13 protein-coding genes, 1 tRNA gene and 1 riboswitch are annotated in these 18,927 nt (G+C 66.0%); of the genes, 3 read left to right on the top strand and 11 right to left on the bottom strand.

From position 1 onward, the window contains the following. The first annotated feature begins 510 nt into the window (after positions 1 to 510). A complete protein-coding gene (locus BLQ75_RS04210) occupies positions 511 to 1,731 on the top strand; it encodes an acetyl-CoA C-acetyltransferase (RefSeq protein ID WP_092597993.1) in 1,221 nt (406 codons plus the stop codon). A gap of 218 nt (positions 1,732 to 1,949) precedes the next feature. Here BLQ75_RS04210 and BLQ75_RS04205 read toward each other — a convergent pair whose 3' ends face one another. Continuing rightward, positions 1,950 to 2,750 carry a Bax inhibitor-1/YccA family protein gene (locus BLQ75_RS04205; RefSeq protein ID WP_092597991.1) on the bottom strand — a complete coding sequence of 267 codons (801 nt, stop codon included), beginning with the start codon at positions 2,748 to 2,750 and terminating at the stop codon, positions 1,950 to 1,952. Positions 2,751 to 2,891: 141 nt separating this feature from the next. Then, positions 2,892 to 4,106: a membrane protein insertase YidC gene (gene yidC, locus BLQ75_RS04200; protein ID WP_092597989.1), complete on the bottom strand. Its 1,215-nt coding sequence runs from the start codon at positions 4,104 to 4,106 to the stop codon at positions 2,892 to 2,894. Between the two features lie 523 nt (positions 4,107 to 4,629). On the opposite strand from yidC, the gene BLQ75_RS04195 reads away from it, so the two are divergent. Next, positions 4,630 to 5,223 carry an NADPH-dependent FMN reductase gene (locus tag BLQ75_RS04195; protein WP_092597986.1) on the top strand — a complete coding sequence of 198 codons (594 nt, stop codon included), beginning with the start codon at positions 4,630 to 4,632 and terminating at the stop codon, positions 5,221 to 5,223. A gap of 84 nt (positions 5,224 to 5,307) precedes the next feature. Here BLQ75_RS04195 and BLQ75_RS04190 read toward each other — a convergent pair whose 3' ends face one another. The 9 genes from BLQ75_RS04190 to BLQ75_RS04150 all read right to left on the bottom strand — a co-directional run bounded on the left by BLQ75_RS04190 (position 5,308) and on the right by BLQ75_RS04150 (position 16,703). Next, on the bottom strand, positions 5,308 to 6,072 hold the full coding sequence (locus BLQ75_RS04190) for an ABC transporter ATP-binding protein (protein WP_092597983.1): 765 nt from the start codon (positions 6,070 to 6,072) through the stop codon (positions 5,308 to 5,310). 295 nt (positions 6,073 to 6,367) lie between these two features. Next, complete coding sequence (locus tag BLQ75_RS04185; protein ID WP_092597980.1) at positions 6,368 to 7,405, bottom strand: FecCD family ABC transporter permease; 1,038 nt, start codon at positions 7,403 to 7,405, stop codon at positions 6,368 to 6,370. Further along, a complete protein-coding gene (locus tag BLQ75_RS04180; RefSeq protein WP_092597977.1) occupies positions 7,402 to 8,430 on the bottom strand; it encodes an ABC transporter substrate-binding protein in 1,029 nt (342 codons plus the stop codon). Before BLQ75_RS04180 ends, BLQ75_RS04185 begins: the two co-directional genes overlap by 4 nt. A gap of 62 nt (positions 8,431 to 8,492) precedes the next feature. Then, a riboswitch (cobalamin riboswitch) is annotated at positions 8,493 to 8,685 on the bottom strand. A 945-nt stretch (positions 8,686 to 9,630) separates the two neighbouring features. After that, positions 9,631 to 9,704 (bottom strand) — tRNA-Leu (locus BLQ75_RS04175). A gap of 333 nt (positions 9,705 to 10,037) precedes the next feature. After that, positions 10,038 to 11,360 carry an NAD(P)/FAD-dependent oxidoreductase gene (locus BLQ75_RS04170; RefSeq protein WP_092597974.1) on the bottom strand — a complete coding sequence of 441 codons (1,323 nt, stop codon included), beginning with the start codon at positions 11,358 to 11,360 and terminating at the stop codon, positions 10,038 to 10,040. 449 nt (positions 11,361 to 11,809) lie between these two features. After that, entirely contained in the window at positions 11,810 to 12,586 is a 777-nt protein-coding gene (locus BLQ75_RS04165) for a uracil-DNA glycosylase (protein WP_092598423.1), read from the bottom strand. Positions 12,587 to 12,771: 185 nt separating this feature from the next. Further along, positions 12,772 to 14,556: a biosynthetic-type acetolactate synthase large subunit gene (ilvB, locus tag BLQ75_RS04160; RefSeq protein WP_092597971.1), complete on the bottom strand. Its 1,785-nt coding sequence runs from the start codon at positions 14,554 to 14,556 to the stop codon at positions 12,772 to 12,774. A 2-nt stretch (positions 14,557 to 14,558) separates the two neighbouring features. Further along, positions 14,559 to 15,593 carry a 3-oxoacyl-ACP synthase III family protein gene (locus BLQ75_RS04155; RefSeq protein WP_092597968.1) on the bottom strand — a complete coding sequence of 345 codons (1,035 nt, stop codon included), beginning with the start codon at positions 15,591 to 15,593 and terminating at the stop codon, positions 14,559 to 14,561. A 36-nt stretch (positions 15,594 to 15,629) separates the two neighbouring features. Continuing rightward, the gene (locus BLQ75_RS04150) at positions 15,630 to 16,703 is read right to left on the bottom strand and encodes an alcohol dehydrogenase catalytic domain-containing protein (RefSeq protein WP_092597965.1); all 1,074 of its coding nucleotides are present in this window, start codon (positions 16,701 to 16,703) and stop codon (positions 15,630 to 15,632) included. Positions 16,704 to 17,392: 689 nt separating this feature from the next. Here BLQ75_RS04150 and BLQ75_RS04145 point away from each other — a divergent pair. Further along, on the top strand, positions 17,393 to 18,871 hold the full coding sequence (locus BLQ75_RS04145; protein WP_092597962.1) for a S10 family peptidase: 1,479 nt from the start codon (positions 17,393 to 17,395) through the stop codon (positions 18,869 to 18,871). The last annotated feature ends 56 nt before the right edge of the window (positions 18,872 to 18,927 follow it).

Raw genomic sequence — 18,927 nt, 5'->3', positions numbered from 1 at the left:
TCTCGGGTGGTTTCAGGGGTGGCTGCAACACTCCTGGAATGTTTTTGGTGGAGGTGTGGCGGGTGTCCTCGGCTGTGGAGCGGCATGCTGGTCGGTGAGACGGTCGGGCCCGGCTCCGTCGATTCCTCGCGACATCACCGGGACATCGACGCGGGCCGAACCCCGACCACTCACGCAGTCGGCACCGCCGCGGGTTCTCACGGGTCGTCTCGCGAGGACAGCCTCGACGTGGCGTAGTAACTACTCGATGTCGAGGATCCCGCGGCGAGGCGCCCCCGGAGGTTCCGCCACAGCACCACCCCGGCAAACCGCACCGACACAACCTCATCTCCCTGTTTTCAGGGAATGTGCAGGCGTACCATCCAGTCGGTATGACGTTATCGTGAGCACGATCACCGCGACAACAGCGGCTCGACGCCTAGGGTGAGCACATTCCACCGTGTGTGCCCCCGGCGGGGGACCGCGGGAATTCACCCGAGAACACGCAGCAACCGCGAAGGAGTTCCCGACATGACCGAAGCAGTCATCGTCGCGACCGCCCGTTCCCCCATCGGACGCGCGGGCAAGGGATCGCTGGTGGACATGCGACCGGACGATCTCTCCGCGCAGATCGTGCGGGCCGCGCTGGACAAGGTGCCCGAGCTCGACCCCCGTGAGATCGACGACCTGATGCTCGGGTGCGGACTGCCCGGGGGTGAGCAGGGCTACAACATGGGGCGCGTGGTCGCCACGCTGCTCGGTCACGACCACCTCCCCGGCACGACGATCACCCGCTACTGCTCCTCCAGCCTGCAGACCACCCGCATGGCCATGCACGCCATCAAGGCGGGCGAGGGCGACGTGTTCATCAGCGCCGGTGTCGAGACGGTCTCCCGCTTCGCCAAGGGGAACTCCGACTCGCTGCCGGACACCGCGAACCCGGTGTTCGACGAGGCGCAACGACGCACCCAGCACGCCGCCGAGAACGGGGCGGACGAGTGGATCGATCCGCGCGCGTCAGGGGCGATCCCCGACGTCTACATCCCGATGGGCCAGACGGCCGAGAACCTGGCGCTGGCCAAGGGCATCGGCAGGGAGGAGATGGACGAGTTCGGGGTGCGCTCCCAGAACCTCGCCGAGAAGGCGGCGGCGAACGGGTTCTGGGCCAGGGAGATCACCCCGGTCACCACCCCGTCCGGCACGGTCGTGGATACCGACGACAGCCCCCGCGCCGGGGTCACCAAGGAGGCGGTCTCCGGCCTCAAGCCGGTGTTCCGCCCCGACGGGCGGGTGACAGCGGGCAACGCGTGCCCGCTCAACGACGGCGCGGCAGCGCTGGTCATCATGAGCGACCGCAAGGCCGAGCAGCTGGGACTCACCCCGCTGGCACGGATCGTCTCCACCGGGGTGACGGCCCTCTCGCCGGAGATCATGGGGCTCGGCCCGGTGGAGGCATCACGGCAGGCGCTCGACCGCGCCGGGATGAGCATCGGCGACATGGACCTGGTGGAGATCAACGAGGCCTTCGCCGCCCAGGTGATCCCCTCCTACCGGGAACTGGGCATCCCGCTGGAGAAGCTCAACGTCAACGGCGGCGCCATCGCGGTCGGTCACCCGTTCGGCATGACCGGTGCGCGGATCACGAACACGCTGCTGAACTCGCTGCGGACCCACGACAAGCAGTTCGGCCTGGAGACGATGTGCGTCGGTGGTGGCCAGGGAATGGCCATGGTGCTGGAGCGACTCAGCTGAATTCCGGAGCCGGTCACGGCTCGCCGCGGGGCGGGTCGTGATCGCCGGGCACCGCCACGCGGCGCCCCCGGAGCAGCAGAAGCGGCGCCCGCTCTCCGTCGTGGAGGGCGGGCGCCGCTTCGATTGGTCCGCGTCACCCGGTTCGGCCGCTCACACCGGAGTGCGAGCGGCCGGGAGGCCCCGTTCCGGGACTCCCGCGAACCGCGGGCGTGCTGCCACTAGTCGTTCTGCAGGTAGGACAGCAGTCGCAGGATCTCCAGGTACAGCCACACCAGCGTGACCATCAGGCTGAACGCGATGTACCAGGAGAACCTGGCGTCCACGCCGCTCTTGATGGCCCGATCGGCCTCGTCGAAGTCCAACAGGAACACGAAGGCGGCGATGCCGATGCACAGCAGGCTGAAGCCGATGGCCAGCAGACCTCCGTCGCTGCTGCGGATTCCGATCCCGCCCTCGACGAAGAAGCCGGCGATGAGGTTGACCAGCATGAGGGTGAAGGCACCGGCCGCGGCGCCGATGACCCACTTGGTCAGCTTCGGGGTCACCCGGATCGCCCCGGTCTTGTAGACCACCAGCATGGCCGCGAACACGCCCATCGTTCCCACGATGGCCTGCATGATGATCCCGGGGTTCACCATGGTGGCGAACAGGTGGCTAACTCCCCCGAGAAACACGCCCTCGACGGCGGCGTAGGCGATGACCAGTGCCGGACTCACCTTCTTCTTGAAGATGTTGACCATCGCCAGCACGAACCCGACGATCGCCGCCGGGAATACGAGACCCCAGGAAGCGGCACCGCCGATGATGTAGGTGGCCGCGGCGGTGCCGATCGTGATCGCCAGCGTGATCGCCGTCTTGGTCACGATGTCGTCGATCGACAGCGGCCGTCCGGTCTGCTGCGGAGCGGTGGGGGCCTGCCCCTGGGTGCCGAAGGCACCGGCGGGCTGGCCGTAGTTGAAGTTCGCGTACCCCCCACCCTTGGGCAGGTTCTTGAACGCAGGGTTGCTGCTTGTGCGCAAGTCATCCTCCCGGGCGTGCGTGCGCCGTCACCCGTGACAACGATCGGGCACCTTGATCGGTTCCCGCGTCACGTAAAACGCACTTTACCCGTAATCGCGGTGCGTTCCCCAGCGCCTCACGCTTTCGGGAACATCACGGTTTCAGCGTCGCTTCTTCTGGCTGCGTTGTGCGGGCGTCTGCTTGCCCGAACGGTTCTTGGACTGCTGCCCCTTCTTGTTCCCGGAGCCGCCGCCCGAACCCGAGGACTTGGCGCCGCCCTTGGCCGCGCCGCCCGAACCACCGCCGGACTTGGCGCCCGCCGCCGACTTCGAGCCACCGGAGCCGGTCTTGGAGCCGTTGGCCCCCTGGGCGGTCTTCTTGCCGGTGGACCCGTTCTTCGAAGAAGACCCGCTCTTCGTCCCGACGGAACCGCCTTCCTCCTCCGGGTCGCCGGTTCCCGCCTCGGCCTCGACGGTCTCGTCCGTCGCCGTGCCTCCGGATCCCTGCCGATCGCGCTTGGGCTTCTGACCGGGCTTGGGGCGCGGGGCCTCCTTCTTGGCCGCGATCTCCTGTTCCTTCCTGCGCTCTTCCTCCCGGTCGACCTTGTTGGTGAGGAAGTGCTGCTGGCCCAGAGTCCAGACGTTGTTGGCGAGCCAGTAGAACAACACGGCCAGCGGCAGGAACCAGCCGGAGACCAGGGCACCGATCGGAGCGAGGTACATCATGACCTTGCCCATCATCGCGCTCTGCGGATTGGCCATCGCGGCGTCGGACTGCCGCTTCATCGACATCCGCATCGTGAAGTAGGTGGCCACCGAGGCGACGATCATCAGCGGGATGCCCACCGCGATCATATCGGGACGGGTGGTGCCGAACTGCTCCAGCCGCTGCTCGGGCTGAGTGATCCAGTTGGAGAGCTTGGCGCCGAAGATGTCGGCGTTGACGAAGGACCGGACACCCTCCGGGCCGAAGACGAAGTTGCCCTCGCTCTCCTCGGTGGGGTCGAACCCGCGCAGCACGTGGAACAGGCTCAGGAAGACCGGGATCTGCACGAGCGCCGGAAGGCAGCCACCGAGCGGGTTGACCCCCTGCTCGGACTGCATCCGCTGCATCTCCTGCGCCATCTTCTGGCGGTCGTTTTTGTACTTCTCCCGGATCTTCTGCATCTGCGGGGCGAACTTCTGCATCTTGCGCCCCGCCCGGATCTGGCTCAACGCGGGCTTGAGCAGCAGCACGCGCAGCGTGAACACCAGGAAGAAGACCGAAAGCACCCAACTGATGCCGTGGTCCGGGCCGAACACGGCACCGAAGATCTGGTGCCAGACCCAGAGGAGCCCGGAGACCGGGTAGAGGATAAAGCCGAAGAATTGCTCCACGCGTTCACTCCTGGTCGTCGCCCGGCGCGCTTACCCGGGCTCTACCTGCACAGCCGCACCCCGACACGAACCGCAGGGCTCAACCCCGCCAGGGTGCCACGAGCGCATTCGATCACGGAGGGCGGGACAGCCGGTAACCAGCCGACCGGCACGAGAGCCGAGTCCGGGGCGAGTCGAAGCCGGGATCGCTGACCGACCGCTGATCGACCACCGCTCGGTTACTCGATCACTCGCGCCACACACCCACTCGGCGAACACGTTCAGCCACGGACGGAACCGTGTCGTATGACAGGTCCGGATTGTACGCGAAACGGGCGGCCACGACGGAGCCTTCCGGCCGCCCGTCGGAGCGCCCCGACCCGTTCGCGCTTCCGAACGGGAGATCGCCCCGGCCGTGCCGAGCGGATCACCACGACTCCACGAAATCGGGAGTTGACTTCGAGTCATCTCGAACTCTTAGTTTCGATCTCGACGACGACAGGCGGAACGGGGCTTCCCCGTTCCGAGGCCCGAAGGGAACGAGATGACCGACGAGAAGCTACGCGTGGCAGTGATCATCGGCAGCGTCCGGGAGGGACGCTTCGGCCCCACCGTGGGCGAGTGGGTGGCCGCCGAGGCCGAGCGCCACGGGGACTTCGAGGTGGACCTGGTGGACCTGGCCGAGGTGGAACTTCCGATCGACATGGGCCGAGCACCGGCCGCGACCGGCGCCGCCACGGCGACGTCGAAACGCCCGGTGCACGAGCGGCTCGAAGCCGCCGACGCGTTCGTGGTGGTCACCGCCGAGTACAACCGCAGTTTCCCCGCCGCGCTGAAGAACGCGATCGACCACCACAAGTCCGAGTGGTACGCGAAACCGGTCGGGCTGGTCTCCTACGGCGGCATCGCGGGCGGACTGCACGCGGTGGAGAACCTCAGACAGGTCTTCGCCGAGGTCCGAGCCATGACCGTCCGGGACACCGTGAGTTTCCAGTGGGCCGCGCAGGCCTTCGACGAGGAGGGGCTGCCCAAGGACAGGGCCGGCAGCAGCGCGGCGGCCAAGATGATGCTCGACGACCTGTCCTGGTGGGCCAAGGCCCTCAAGGAGGCGAAGGAGAAGCGCCCCTACAAGCGCTGAGCGGAGGGCGCACCCCGACCCCCAGCTCCGGGGTGCGCCCTCACCGAGCCGGTGCCTCCGCCGGGAGAGGCGGAGGAACCGTGCTCAGTCCGGGAAGAACCGGATGGCGGGACGTCCTCCCGGCCCCTCCGGGGCCACGCGGGCACGAACGTTGTAGACCTCGGCTATGAGTTCCTCGGTGAGCACCTCTTCCGGGGAGCCCGCCGCCACGGCACGCCCCCGCGCGAGCACCATCAGGTGATCGCAGAACATGGCTGCGAGGTTGAGGTCGTGCAGCGCGATGACGCTGGTCACCGGAATCCGGACCACCAGCCCCAGCAGTTCCAGCTGGTGCTGGATGTCCAGGTGGTTCGTGGGTTCGTCCAGCAGCAGCTCCTTCGGCTGCTGGGCGAGTGCCCGCGCGATCTGGACCCGCTGGCGCTCCCCGCCGGAGAGGGTGTGCCAGGACCGGTCGACCTTGTCCGCCAACCTGGTGTACTCCACGGCCGAGCGCACCGCCGCCTCGTCCTCGGCCGTCGCGGCCGACCACGCGCGCCGGTGCGGGATGCGGCCGAGGCGGACCACGTCCAGCACGCTCATGTCCACCTCGGTTCCCGCGTGCTGTTCGACCACGGCCACCCTGCGAGCCACGTTCCCCCGACCGAACCGCTCGATCGGGGAACCGTCGAGCCGGACCACACCGTCCGATACCGGACGCACTCCCGACAGCAGTCGCAGCAGGCTCGACTTGCCCGACCCGTTGGGGCCCAGCAGGCCGACGGTCTCCCCCTCACCCGGGGCGATACTGACACCGTCGACTATCAGCTTCCCACCGGTGCGCCAGGAGACCTCCTCCGCCGACAAACTCATGAGCGTCGCTCCCCGCCATTCGTAACGAAACTTGCCTTCTCCGGTAGAGACACCGGCTGTGTGGTCGTTCTCCAGTCACGGAGCGCGTGGAGTCGGCCTGTTCCCCGGCTGCTTCGGCGCTCCCGGCACCGAACCACCACACTTCCCATCGGCACCGCCGCGGGTCCTCTCGTGGTGCGCTCGCGAGGAAGGCCCCGTCGTGTAGTACCTACTCGATGTCGGGCCTCCCGGAGCGAGAGCCCGCGAGAGGTTCCGCCACGCGACCGGCCGCGGAAACCGAGCCGACGGATTCCAGCTAGTGCACCTTGCGGCTGCGGTAGAGGATGACCACGAACGCGGGCACCCCCACCAACGAGGTCATGACGCCCACCGGGATCTCCTGTGGGTCGAGTGCCGTCCGCGCGATCGTGTCGATCCACACCAGAAAGATCGCCCCCGCCAGCGCGGTGGTGGGCAGCAATCCGCGGTGTCCGGGGCCGACGATGGCGCGGGCCGCGTGCGGCAGCACCAGTCCCACGAAACCGATGGCCCCGGAGGAGCTGACCAGCGTGGCCGTCAGCAGTGCCGTCACCACCAGTAGCAGCATCCTGGTGCGCGCCACCGCGACACCGAGCGAGGCGGCCGCGTCCTGGCCGAAGGTGAACGCGTCCAGCGAACTCGCCTTGGCGGTGCACACCACCAGCACCGCCAACAGCGCGCCCAGGCACAACCACACCTCGAACCAGCCGGTACCGCTCAACGAGCCGAGTAGCCAGAACAGCACGCTGCGCGTCTGCCGGGAGTCGGCGACCGACATCACGATGAACGAGGTCAGCGCCGAGAACAGCTGCATGGCCGCGACACCGGCGAGGATCACGCGATCGGCGGTACCGCCCACGAAGTGGCTCAGCAGCATCACCAGCGTGAACGAGACCAGCGAACCGAGGAACGCGCCGAGCGACAACGAGAGCACCCCGCTGCCGATGCCCAGCACCACGACCAGCACCGCTCCGGTGGAGGCCCCCGAGGAGATCCCCAGCACGTAGGGGTCGGCCAGCGGGTTGCGAAGCAGGGACTGCATGACCACGCCGCACAGCCCGAGCCCGGCCCCGCACACCGCCGCCAGCACGGTGCGAGGCAGCCGCAGGTCCCAGATGATCCCTTCGCGGATCAACGAGAGCCCGGCGTCACCGAAACCGAGGCGCTCACCCACCACCGCCCACACGTCGGTCACGGCGATGTCGGCCGGGCCGATCGTGATGGTGAGGGCGATGGAGAGCCCGAGCAGCACCAGACCGGCCAGCCAGAGAGCGGCGGCGGCACCTCCGCGCGACCGGACCAGCGGAGCGCTCACTCGGCGAGCCCGAACTCACGCAGTTTGGCCGCGACCCGTTCCACCCCGTCTACGGTGCGGATCGACGGGTTCATGGCGGCACCGCTGAGCCGGATGTAGCGGTCGTCGCGCACGGCGTCCATGTGCTTGGTGACCGGGTTGTTCTCCAGGAACTCGATCTTCTGGGCGGCTTCCTCCGCGGTCTGGCTCTCGCGGGTCAGGTCACCGATGACCAGCACGTCGGGATCGCGCTGGGCCACGGTCTCCCAGTTGATCTGGGGCCATTCCTTCTTCGTGTCGTCGAAGACGTTCTTCGCGCCGATCTCCTCGGTGATGATGCCGGGGGCGCCGCAGCAGCCGGCCATGTAGGGCGACTCCTTGTTGGCGAACCAGTAGAGCATGCTCACGCCGGAGGCGTCGATGTCGGCGGATGCCTTATCCAGCCTGCCGCGCAGCTCCTCGACGAGCTCCTCACCCCGTTCGGGGACGTCGAAGACCCGCGCGAGCTCCTCGATCTCCCGGTAGACGGTGCTCATCTCCAACGGCTGGTCGCGGGAACCGTCCCCGTCGCCCTCGTTGTTCTTGACGCAGTCGGCCGGGGAAAGATAGGTGGGCACGCCCAGCTCGGCGAAGTCGTCGCGCGAGGAGACCTCCTGGAAGGTGCTCTCGAAGGACGCGGAGACGAAGTCCGGTTCCTCGGCCAGCACCCGCTCGTAGGAGGGGGCGTTGTCCGCGAGCCTGGGAACCTTCGAATTGGCTTCCTCCAGCTCCTTCAGAACCGGGTCGGTCCAGGTGGCGGTGCCTACCATGCGGTCGGCGAGACCGAGAGAGAGCAGGATCTCGGTCGAGCCCTGGTTCAGCGAGACCGCGCGCTCCGGCGGGGCTTCGATCGTGATCTCCCTGCCGCAGTTCTCGACGGTCCTGGGGTATCCGGCGGCGTTGTCCTGACCGGCGGAGGTCTCAGAACCGCCACCGCACGCGGTCAGCAGTCCGACACCGAGCGGAATCAGGCAGGTCAGGGATAAGACACGGGACGATCTCTTCATGAGTCCTTCTCCGTCGGGGCTCCGTACGCGAGAGCCGTGCGGGCGGTTTCCGCGCGTCGCCTGGGGCGACGCCGCTGCCAGCAGGTCTTCGGGCTCGAGATCATCCGCGTGGAGCGCCTTCCCGAGAGCTGGTCTCAGTGGCCGATGCTCCGCGCGTCCCTCTCACCGCTGCGCGTCAGCTCCGGATTCGCACCGGATTCCCTGTACCGCCCGGCGCGCTGCCGGGGCGGGTCGACTGGCGGAGGAGAACCTAACAATCCCGGCGGAAACGACTCCGCTCGGTGTGGGCAGCGCAACGTCATCGGCCGAACACGATCGAGCGACAGCGGGTCCGCTCGCGGCCGATCCGGCGGTCGCGGGCCCGGTGGACCGGGTGTCGCCGTGGCCGCTGGGCGGTGGCCGAGCACCGGGCTTCCGGCGTCCCCGCTGCCGCTCTCGTCGGTACTCCGGTCATGCACGGATCCTCGGAGTCAGGCGCGTGTGGCCACCGCGGGTGAGCGCTAATCGATCCGAGCAGCGCCGGAGAGGCCATCGGCTCCCTCGACCAGGTGCGGCTCACCCGCCGGAGCCCGGGAGGGTTCACTCCGGCGCACCGCGAGACATAATGGATTAGCCAACCTCGTCGGCGAGTGAGACAACGAACCGGAGCCCCTCAGGGGTTGCGAGGATGAGCCGGAACCGGGAAACCGATCCCTCCGCCGCAGGCGGTTGTGGCCCCTCGAACCCACTGAGGGGGTCCGTTTTGCCGTAGGGATCGGTCACGTACTCGCGAGCAGATTCGGCCACCAGGACCGATCAGCGTGTTCGGCCCCGGAGCGCTCGCCACGGTGCGGCGAAGGTAAAGGGCCGATCTCGTACCGCGCTCAGGCTGTGATCGCTCTCGCTGCGGGAGACTCCTCCGCCGAAATCATCAGAGCCGTCATCACGACCAGCGTGGCGGAATCCTCGCCGAATCCACGGTCACCGGTTCCGTCGACACGGGCTTCGGCCTTCGTCAGGCACGCTCCGGCCGGTGGGGACCGGTCGCGATGACGAGGCTTCGACGGCGGCGCGGTGGACTCGGCGGAGTCGGTGGGGCGGTTCGGTGCGGCGCCGAGACGTCGGCACACCTTCGAACCGGCCGCGAAACCCTGACGGGGACCGGTTGGACGAGGGGGACGGTGAACCCTCGCGCCGTCAGTTTCGCCAGGTGAGTAGCAGTGCCCCCGGTCGGACTCGAACCGACACTACGACGATTTTAAGTCGTCCGCCTCTGCCGATTGGGCTACGGGGGCGCACCTTCGGACAGGTCATCGACCCGCCTTGCGGTGGCCCACCCACGCTGGGCCCCTTGATAGGACGTGCCAATGCTGCCGTTGGTTCCAGAAGAAACGAAACCGCCATCTGGAGCAAACCCGATCACAGCGCGTAAAAAACAGCAACACTGACGCGCCATACGCACTGTCAGAGCCACCCTTTTGGGTGAGATCGTTCTCGTAATACTCGTGAAGAAGTCACAGAAAGTCAACACAAACGGAAGATCACACACAGCGGGCCGTGCGCCGGTCTCCCGACGCACGGCCCGTTACCGATCACGTGATCGCCGATCGAGCGGCTCGGTTGGGCGCTCAGCTGGAAGCGGCGCGCTTGAAGTCGGCGCGCGGGTTCTGGATCTGCCCCATCGAGACGACCTCCCGACGGAACAGGAACGCCAGCGTCCAGTCGATGACGATGCGTGCCTTGCGGTTGAAGGTCGGCATCTTGCTCACGTGATAGGTGCGGTGCATGAACCACGCCAGGAAGCCCTTGGCCTTGAAGCCGTAGACGTCGGCGACACCCTTGTACAGCCCCAGACCGGCCACCGATCCAGCGTAGCGGTGGTGGTAGGCCTCGGTCTTGCGCCCACGCAGCGCGGCGATGAGGTTCTTCGCCAACTGGTTCGCCTGCCGGACGGCGTGCTGAGCCGATGGGGCGCAGGTGGCGTTGGGGTCCTCCTCGGCCTTGGAGAGATCCGGCACCGCCGAGCAGTCACCCGCGGCCCAGACCTCGGGGTGTCCCTCGACCCTCAGGTGCGAGGTCGCCTTGACCCTGCCGCGCTCGTCCAACGGAAGATCGCTGTTCTTGAGCACGGGGTTGGCCTTCACACCGGCGTTCCAGACCAGGGTGTCGGTGTCGAACTCGGTGCCGTCCGAGAGCACGGCGTGGCCGTTCTCCACCGACTTCAGGAAGGTGTTGAGGTAGACCTTGATCCCCCGCTCCTCGAGGGCTTTGACGGTGTAGACGCCCATCTTCTCGCTGACCTCGGGCATGATCCGCCCGGCCGCCTCGATCAACGACCAGCTCATGTCCTCGCGGGAGATGGACTCGTAGTAGCGGGTGGCGTACCTGGCCATGTCCTCCAGCTCGGCCAGCGCCTCGGTACCCGCGTAACCACCACCGACGAAGGTGAAGTTCAGCAGGCGCTTGCGCAACTCGGGATCGGTGGTGTTCGCGGCGGCGTCCATCTTCGCCAACACGTGGTTGCGCAGATAGATCGCTTCGCCCACGGTCTTGAGACCTATGCCTTGTTCGGCCAGACCCGGAATCGGCAGCAGACGAGAGACGGACCCGAGTGCGACAACGAGCACGTCATAGCCCAGGTCACTGGAGATGCCCTCGGCATCCTCCACCGTGACCGATCGCTTCTCGTGGTTGACCTCCGTGACACGCGCGGTGAGAACGTGACACCGCTTCAACACTCGTCGCAACGGCGCTACCACGTGACGGGGCTCAACGTTGCCCGCCGCCGCTTCCGGAAGGAAGGGCTGGTAGGTCATATGCGGCTGAGGGTCGACGACCGTCACCGAAGCCTCACGGCGGCCGAGCTTGGACTGCAGGCGCAACGCGGTGTACATACCGACGTAGCCGCCGCCGAGGATGAGAATCCGGGTGGGATCGGATTTACCAGCCATACCTCTATGGTCACACCAATACGCGACCCGTCGCCTCGGCGGCCCCCTCAAATGTGACACCGCTCGCGGGTGTTCCTGATCACAGGAACAGCCCGTGCACGGGTGTGAGCGGTGCGCCCGTGGCGATCACGGTACGCATCCGCCGTGAGATCCGTTCGTGCGGCACGCGCGCCCTCGAAAGACGACCGGGACCCCGGGAGGGCACGGGCACGATCGGCGTGGCTAGCGGTCTGCCGCCGCGCGGGCGGACGCCGGGTGAAGTCGATCTCGAATCATCCCCGCCCACCATACCGGATCTCCGGCGCGGAGAGGCCCGTCACACGGATAACGAGGTTCCCGTCACACCGCATCGGCGAACCACGGGGGACTCGAACACCTGTAGCCGGGCGCGGTTCACCAGCCTCGGGCCCTGCGGTTTCGCGAGGAATCGACGCCGAACCGGATGTTTCTCAGCCGCCCGGGCCCAGTCCAGCCGCGTCTCTCGCCTCGGTGAGCACCGCACGCAGCATCTCCGGGGTGAGCCTGCCGGTGAAGGTGTTCTGCTGGCTGACGTGGTAGCAGCCCAGCAGCAACAGCGCACCACCTCCGGCACCGCCCAGCTTGACCCGCGCGCCGTGCCCGAACCTCGGTTTCGGGCGGGGCACTTCCCACCCGGCCGCAGCCAGGACCGGGAGCAGGGCCTGCCAGCCGTAACCGCCCAGCACCACCACGACCCGCAGGGTCGGACGCAGCAGCTCCAGCTCCCGCGCCAGCCACGGAGAACAGGTGTCGCGCTCGGCTGGGGTCGGCTTGTTCGCCGGAGGGGCGCACCGCACCGGGGCGGTGATCCGCGTACCGTACAGTCGAAGACCGTCGTCGGCCGACTCGGAGTTCGGTGCCGAGGCCAGGCCCACGTCGAACAACGCGCGGTAGAGCACCTCTCCGGAGCGGTCCCCGGTGAACATGCGCCCCGTGCGGTTGGCGCCGTGGGCGGCCGGGGCCAACCCCACGAGTGCCAGCGAGGCGTCCGCGGGTCCGAATCCCGGCACGGGCCTGACCCAGTACGACTGCTCCCGGAAGGCGGCGCGTTTCTCCGTGGCCACCCGCTCGCGCCAGTTCACCAGCCTCGGACAGGCGGAGCAGTGGGTGACCGCCTCGTCCAGCTCGGCCAACGTCGCGGCCCCGGCCGCCGAACCGACCGGCTCGACCTCCGCCGGGACGAGCGGCCGGGAATACGTCTCGTTCACCGCGTTCACGGTGGCACATCCGTGCGGGCCGAGTCCCGGGCGGGCTCACGCGGGCCGCCGGGCCGGTTGCCCCGATGATCGTTGCTGTCACGAAAGTTCAACGATTTCCCCACCCGCGAGGTACGGATCATTCACCGGCTCGCCCGGCGAACCGCCGTACACCTGAGCGACACACGGAAACGGAATTATTCTTCCGCGTCGAACCGCGGGCGGAATTCCCGGGAAACCATGATTTCGTCGTTCGGCTTTCCGGGCTCCACCATGGGCCACACCATCTCCTGCTTGCTTACCACAAAATCGATCACCACCGGCCTGTCAACGATCTCCTCGGCCCGCGTTATCACCGAGTCGATTTCCGCCGGCGTCTCACACTTGATCCCTACGCATCCCACGGCTTCGGCCAACTCGGCGATGCGCAACCCCTGACCTTGGTGCGTGTACAGGTCGGTATCGCTGTAGCGCTCTCCATAGAAAAGATTTTGCCACTGACGCACCATACCCAGGCTGTCGTTGTCTATGACGGCAACCTTGACCGGAATCTTCTCGAGCACGCATGTAATGAGTTCCATACCGGTCATCTGCAGGCACCCGTCACCGTCTATAACCCATACTGTCCTGTGCGGGCTCGCGAGCTTCGCCCCTATACCCGCCGGAATCGCATAACCCATGGCCCCGAGGCCACCGGAGGTGATCAAACGACGCCGCTCGTCGAGCGACAGAAGCTGTGCCGCCCACATCTGGTGCTGACCAACGCCCAACGTAAATATCGTGTCCTGCCGGGCGAGCTCGCCCAGCCGCTTGATCACATGCTGCGGAGAGAGCTTTCCATCAAGGGGCTCTTCCCAGCCCAGCGGAAAACGGGAACGAACGCCGTCGAGCTCTTCCCACCACGAGTCCAGGTAAAATGCATCCCCTTGGTTACACAACTTCCGGAGGGCATCCAGCAGCTCCCTCAGGGTGTTCGCGACATCACCGAGCAGACCTACGTCGGGGGCTCGCTTTCTACCGATCTCATCGGGATCGATATCCGCATGAACGACTCTCGCCTTCGGAGCGAAACTCGAGAGTTCGCCCGTGACGCGGTCGTCGAACCTGGTTCCCAACGCGACCAGCAGATCGCTTCGTTGCAACGCGTACACAGCGGCAACCGAGCCGTGCATACCTGGCATACCAAGGCATCGTGGCTGCGAGTCCGGAAACGCCCCACGCGCCGTCAAAGTGGTCGTCACCGGTGCGTTCGTCAGCTCGGCCAAGCGCTCCAGCTCCTTCTGAGCGCTGGCTCGGACCACACCACCGCCCACGTAGAGGACAGGTCTGCGCGCTCGCAGTAGCAGCTCAGCCGCGTGGTTGATTCCTTGCGTGCTCGGAGGTTCCGTCGAGGAACGAGGCTCGGGGGGCGCTCGAAGAGCACCCTCGATTCGGTCCTCTTTCTGGAGGACATCCTTGGGGATGTCGATGAGCACCGGGCCCGGACGTCCGGACCTGGCCGTGTCGAAGGCGTCTCGCACGACCTCGGGTATCTCGCGCACCGTTCGCGGCTGGTGATTCCACTTCGTAATCGGCTTCGTTATGCCGATGACGTCCGTCTCCTGGAATGCTTGGGTTCCGATGGCATCGGTGGGGACTTGGCCGGTTATGGCTACCACGGGAACCGAATCCATGAAGGCGTCGGCGATCGGCGTGATCAGGTTGGTCGCGCCGGGCCCGGACGTGGCGACACAAACCCCGACGCGCCCACTCACCGCGGCATACCCGGTAGCGGCATATCCCGCCGCTTGTTCGTGACGCGTCAGAACATGACGAATTCTCCTCGACCGGAAAAGCGCGTCGTAGAAGGGCAGAATCGCTCCTCCCGGTATCCCGAAGATCTCCTCAACACCTTCCTCTTCAAGAGCCCGAACGAGCGCGGAAGCACCGGAAATCAAACTGTTCTCCGTATCTCGGTCCGACTTACTCCGACGCTCGGACATTTTTACTCTTCCTTCTTCGTGCTGTTCCTGGAAAGAAGCAAAACGGAAAGATACACTCCCGCCCCCACAGCAGCGATCACCAGGTAATCCGAATTGATTTCGTCGAAGAAGTGCGCCAGATTGACGGGGTAGGTAGCCAGCGTCATGTTCCCGTACTCGGCGAGCGTTTCCAAGTATTCTCCGGGCTGGATACGCTCTCCCCAGTGCTCCATCAGCAGCTTGGATCCCTGGTGCGTGATCAACGCGACTTTCCCCGGATCGATATCGTGACGCCCGAGCACACTGTGAACCAGATCCGGAATCCCGTCCCGCATCACCGTTCCCAGTATCTCGACTCCGGAATCGGTCATGTCGTAGGTGGGTACCGGAAGGTTGGTGCGGGGATCCACCGGTAACTGGGTACGCCCCGTCACCTTCGTCGTACGCATCCCCATCGTCAACGCGTGGTAGTGGTCGCTGAAAGTCCGCACCTCATGGTCGACGACAGCGAAATCATCGGACGGCCCCACGACCGCGGCTCCGGCCCCGTCACCGATGCTGAACGCGTGGCCTCTCGTATAGTCCATGTACCCGGTCCAGTTGCAGCCGCATACGACGAGAGCGTATCTACCACTTCCCGAGTTAACGAATTCAGCGGCGTGTATCATTCCAAGCAGAAAATTGGCGTACTCCGAGTTGATCGGAACCACCATCGCATTCTCAGAAATCCCCACCCGCTGGTGAACGGCGAACAACCCGTTCGGCATGTAGTAGGCGGGCACACTTCCGTACCCGTACAGCCGGTCGATGGAATCAGGTGACACCCCCGCCCTGTCGAGCGCTCTCAGACATGCGTTCTCCATCAAATCCTCAACGGTTTCATCCGCCTCGAGGAAACGTCTCCTGTCCAGCCCGTAGAACATGTCGGACTCGAACAACCCGTGCCTGTTCCTGGATCTGTTGAGTTGATCGTAGGCCGGATCGTCGTTGCGCCGAACGTGGCGCGGAACATCGTATCCACAACCTATCACACCAGCTCGACCGAAATAATCAACCATCAAGCATTTCCTCGATTCAACAGAGCTTCGACCTGATCACCAGGCGTACGTGACAAGCGGCTTAATTATTCCGTCACTCTTGTTCGACATCATTTTGTAGGCGCGCTCGACATCATCGAAACCAAAACGATGCGTAGTCATGGGAGTCGGGTCGACCCGACCGTTCCGCAACAACCGAAAAAGGCGCAGCATACGCTCGCGCCCGCCGGGGCAGAGAACCGCTCGTATAGTTTTGTCGCTCATACCGAGCCCGAACGGAATGACCGGGACGGTCAACGGCGCGGTGGTTCCCTCCCCGTGGTATCCGAGATTCACGATCGTACCCATCGCGTTCGTCACCCGGACACATGTTTCAAAAGTGGAGCGCGATCCTACCGCCTCGATCGCCGCATCGACTCCGTCCCGTCCCACGATGTCCTTGACCTGATCGACCGGATCACCGTGTCGTGGATCCAGCACAACATCGGCACCGAACTTCTCGGACATTCTCGCCCGGTCGGCTTTCGTGGCAACGGTGATGACGAGCCCCGCCCCCAAGAGCCGTGCGGAAAGCGTCGCGCACAGCCCCACCGCACCTTGGCCGACGATGACCAAGGTGCCGCCGGGCGGGACCTGTGCGGCTTCCGCACCGGCCAACCCGGTCGTCAGAACATCGCTGGCGTACAATGCCTGCTCATCGGAGAGCGCGTCCGGAACATGAACGAGATTGAAGTCGGCGTCGCTCACGTGAAAATATTCGGCCAACGCCCCCTCTTTTTGAGCAGTAAATTTGTACCCGCCCAACATTCCGTTGCACTGAGCCGAATGACCTCGCTGGCAATAATCGCATTTTCCACAAGGGGTTATCGCGCACACCGCCACCCTGTCCCCCTCGCGGAATCCGGTAACCTGATCACCGATCTCGTGCACCACCCCTACGCTCTCATGACCGAGAGTGCGCCCCTCAGGAATCGCGAACACACCACTGACCGTGTGCACGTCCGTGGGACAGATCATCGACGTGGTGGTACGCACCACGACGTCGCACGGCCCCGCAGAGGGGATTTCCTTGTTGACCACTCCTACCTTGTTCGTTCCCAAAAAAGCGAGTGCCGACATATCCGTGGCCATATTTCAGTCCATCTCTCACACGAAGTCAGCTTGATCCATCCTGGTAATCATCGGGTTTTCAGCGACCGTGCGATCGCTGTTCCGATCGCACGTACTGCGACTGTGTTCACAGCTCGCGGGAGGTAGTCAGCAATATCGCTTCCGCCACCCACCTGTCCGAACACCGTGCCCCCTCATTTCGCATGCCGAGGCAAGTCACAACGACCATGACGCACTTCACTGACACGGCTCTTACGCAGCGTTGACACGGCACCAGCACGAAACGCGCGGTGCTACCCCGAAGTCCGATTCATCAACGGCACGGGAGAACAGACACGACGGACACGAACCCCCTGGGCAGAAACGGGCGGTAGCGACGCCTCTTCGTCACCGACGGATGAACTTTCCTGATCGGCAGCCTGACCCCCACGGTCGTAGCCCACATTCGATGATCTTCGATCCCCGTCGGTGCATACCTGCTCGAGAGCGCACATCATGCCGTGGTTCTCGGCCCCGCGCCGACGAACCTCACGCCGACGAACCTCACGGAGTCCCTTCGGAACGCCCTTTCGGATTTGATGCTCCGTTGGAGCGAGCGAAGTACCAACTGTCGAGTACGCGTGCCGGAACCGAGAGCACAAAGAGGCGGCAGGGAACGTCGTGCGGCCGAGCGCAGCGGGACGAAACATCGCACTACTAGGCTGCGCCCTATGACAGCCAGTGAGGAAACCGACAACACCGGCGAAGCGAGCCGGCAATCGAGCACGACCACCGCCGAGCCGACCGACGAGCTCGTGAGCACGCACCACACGATCACGGCCAACGGCAAGCAGCTCTCCTACACCGCCACGGCGGGCCGGTACGTGCTGCGGGAGGAGAGCTACACCGACGGCAAGTTCGACGGGCACGTCGCGGGCGCGGAGATGTTCGTGACCTCCTACGTCGCCGACTCCCCCGGCTCGGGGGACCGACCGGTCACGTTCGCGTTCAACGGTGGTCCGGGAGCGGCCAGCACCTTCCTGCACCTGGGGCTCCTCGGACCGCGCAGGGTGGTCTCCGGGGACGCCGGCCAGCTCGCCGCGCCCCCGTACGGCCTGGCGGACAATCCGGAGACGCTGCTGGCCCACAGCGACCTGGTGTTCATCGACCCGGTCTCCACCGGGTTCTCCCGAGCGGTACGGGGCGGCAAGCCGGGCGACTTCCACGGCTACCGGCGCGACATCGAGTCGGTGGCGGAGCTGATCAGGCTGTGGACCACGCGCAACGGCCGTTGGCTGTCCCCCAAGTACCTGGCCGGGGAATCCTACGGCACGCTGCGGGCGGCTTCGCTGGCCGAGCACCTGCAGAGCAAGCACGGGCTCTACCCGAACGGGCTGCTGCTGATCTCGGCGGTGCTGGACATGGGGACCATACGCTTCACCGAGGGCAACGATCTGCCCTACAGCCTGTACCTGCCTACCTACGCGGCGATCGCGCACCACCACGGCAAGCACGGGGAACGGCCGCTGCGCGAGGTGCTGGACGAGGCCGAGGAGTTCGCCTCGCGGGACTACCCCTGGGCGCTGCGGAAGGGTGCCCGGCTGTCGGACGAGGACCGCGCCGAGATGGTCCGGCGCACCGCCGAGCTGACCGGGCTGAGCCACGACTACGTGGACCGGGTGAACCTGCGGATCGAGCACCTGCGGTTCTTCACCGAGCTGCTGCGGGACCAGCGCCTGACCGTCGGCCGGATGGACGGCCGCTTCACCGGCTGGGAACCCGACGCGGGCGGCGAGCACCTCTCCGACGACCCCAGCGTCTCGGGAGTCATGGGGGCCTACTCGGCGGGGATCAACCACTACCTGCGGCAGGAACTGGACTACGCCAGCGACCTGCCCTACGAGGTGCTCTCGGCACGGGTCCACCCGTGGTCCTACGAGGACTTCGAGGGGATGTCGGTGACCGCCACGGACAAGCTGGCCAAGGCGATGCGCACCAATCCGCACCTGCGGGTGCACGTGGGATGCGGTCACACCGACGGCGCCACGCCGTACTTCGCGGCCGAGCACACCCTGGCCCAGCTGGAGATCCCGAGGGAACTGCGCGACAACATCGAGGTCCGCTACTACCCCGCCGGACACATGATGTACGTGCACGAACCCTCGCGGATCAAGCAGTCCGCCGATCTCGCGGAGTTCGTCTCTCGGTGAAACGGTTCGTCCGCCCGGTCTGCCTTGAGTGGTCGCTCGGCGGAACCTCCGGGGCG

It is taken from the genome of Actinopolyspora xinjiangensis (assembly GCF_900104475.1).
Classification (GTDB): domain Bacteria; phylum Actinomycetota; class Actinomycetes; order Mycobacteriales; family Pseudonocardiaceae; genus Actinopolyspora; species Actinopolyspora xinjiangensis.
The sequence above is the reverse complement of the archived record's forward strand: the minus strand, read 5'-3'. Positions and strand labels throughout refer to the sequence as shown.

Coding starts and splice junctions, on each gene's coding strand:
- BLQ75_RS04210 (WP_092597993.1), top strand. CDS start 511: ATGACCGAAGCAGTCATCGTCGCGACCGCCCGTTCCCCCATCGGACGC.
- BLQ75_RS04195 (WP_092597986.1), top strand. CDS start 4,630: ATGACCGACGAGAAGCTACGCGTGGCAGTGATCATCGGCAGCGTCCGG.
- BLQ75_RS04190 (WP_092597983.1), bottom strand. CDS start 6,072: ATGAGTTTGTCGGCGGAGGAGGTCTCCTGGCGCACCGGTGGGAAGCTG.
- BLQ75_RS04180 (WP_092597977.1), bottom strand. CDS start 8,430: ATGAAGAGATCGTCCCGTGTCTTATCCCTGACCTGCCTGATTCCGCTC.
- BLQ75_RS04170 (WP_092597974.1), bottom strand. CDS start 11,360: ATGGCTGGTAAATCCGATCCCACCCGGATTCTCATCCTCGGCGGCGGC.
- ilvB (WP_092597971.1), bottom strand. CDS start 14,556: ATGTCCGAGCGTCGGAGTAAGTCGGACCGAGATACGGAGAACAGTTTG.
- BLQ75_RS04155 (WP_092597968.1), bottom strand. CDS start 15,593: ATGGTTGATTATTTCGGTCGAGCTGGTGTGATAGGTTGTGGATACGAT.
- BLQ75_RS04150 (WP_092597965.1), bottom strand. CDS start 16,703: ATGGCCACGGATATGTCGGCACTCGCTTTTTTGGGAACGAACAAGGTA.
- BLQ75_RS04145 (WP_092597962.1), top strand. CDS start 17,393: ATGACAGCCAGTGAGGAAACCGACAACACCGGCGAAGCGAGCCGGCAA.